Genomic DNA, 1061 nt, shown 5'->3' on the forward strand with positions numbered 1-1061 from the left:
CCCCTTTATTTCCTTCTTCTAAAACAATACGAGGCTTCGAAGGCATAATTATTTTATATTCAGGCATATGTTTAAAAAAATTACTCTTAAATCTAATAATACTTGTCCGCCTCTGGCGGAAAAAAAATAATAAATCAACGACTATAAAACTCAAGCACAGCGTTCAAATCAAGAAAACTTTCTGTGTTCTTTGGTTTGGATAAAATCTTCCCTTCCATTTTGCCCAAATCAAATGAAACCCAAGCCGGAGGATTATAATCTTTTATTTTCTCAGCCAGCCCGTCAAAAATCTTTTTAGTCTTCGATCCTTCACGAATTTTTATAATATCTCCGGGCTTTACTTCGTACGAAGGAATAGTGACTTTATGATCGTTCACGATAAAATGTCCATGAGAAACCATCTGTCTAGCGGCCCGCCTGCTATTTCCAAGACCCATCCTATAAATCACATTATCAAGACGAGATTCAAGTTCCTCGTAAAATTTCTCTGTAGTGCCAGCACCCTTAATATGGGAAGCCTTTTTTACATAGTTTGAAAGTTGGCGCTCATTTATACCATAGGAAAAACGCACTTTCTGCTTCTCTATAAGCTGAGCTCCATATTCAGAAAGCGCTTTTGGACGGCGCGCGCCAGGCCCGGCAAACTTTCCAGAAGAAGCTGAAAACTTAGAGGTCTGACATTTGTCATATACTCCGGCGCCTAATCTTCTTCCAATTTTAAACTTCGGTTTTGATATCATTTTTGATTCATAATTGATGATTTGTAATTTATAATTTGTTTATACTCTTCTGGGCTTTTTCGGTTTTGGGCCATTGTGAGGCACCGGTGTTGCATCTTTTATGGAAGTAATTTCTATGCCATGAGCCATAAATGATCTAATTGCCGGCTCACGCCCGGATCCAACTCCTCGCACAATTACATCGGCATCTTTTACCCCAAGCGTAGAAACTTTACTGCCAATTACATCACCTACTTTGGAAGCTGCAAATGGAGTTCCTTTTTTTGCTCCCTTAAAACCAAGCGAACCGGCGCTTGACCAAAACAATGTATTGCCTAATTT

At 39.1% G+C, this 1061-nt stretch carries 2 protein-coding genes; both read right to left on the reverse strand.

The annotated features are described in order from the left end of the window. Positions 1-134 precede the first annotated feature (134 nt). The gene (rpsD, locus tag Q8M88_RS03505) at positions 135-740 is read right to left on the reverse strand and encodes a 30S ribosomal protein S4 (protein WP_305594863.1); all 606 of its coding nucleotides are present in this window, start codon (positions 738-740) and stop codon (positions 135-137) included. A gap of 39 nt (positions 741-779) precedes the next feature. Beyond that, on the reverse strand, positions 780-1061 hold a 282-nt coding region (gene rpsK, locus Q8M88_RS03510; RefSeq protein WP_305594864.1), incomplete at its 5' end, for a 30S ribosomal protein S11.

Origin of the sequence: Phenylobacterium sp., from assembly GCF_030693805.1 — a bacterium.
In the GTDB taxonomy this organism is placed as follows: Bacteria; Pseudomonadota; Alphaproteobacteria; order Caulobacterales; family Caulobacteraceae; genus Phenylobacterium.

What these genes read in the sequence shown, in the direction of transcription:
- rpsD (WP_305594863.1), bottom strand. Translation starts at nt 740, where the DNA reads ATGATATCAAAACCGAAGTTTAAAATTGGAAGAAGATTAGGCGCCGGA.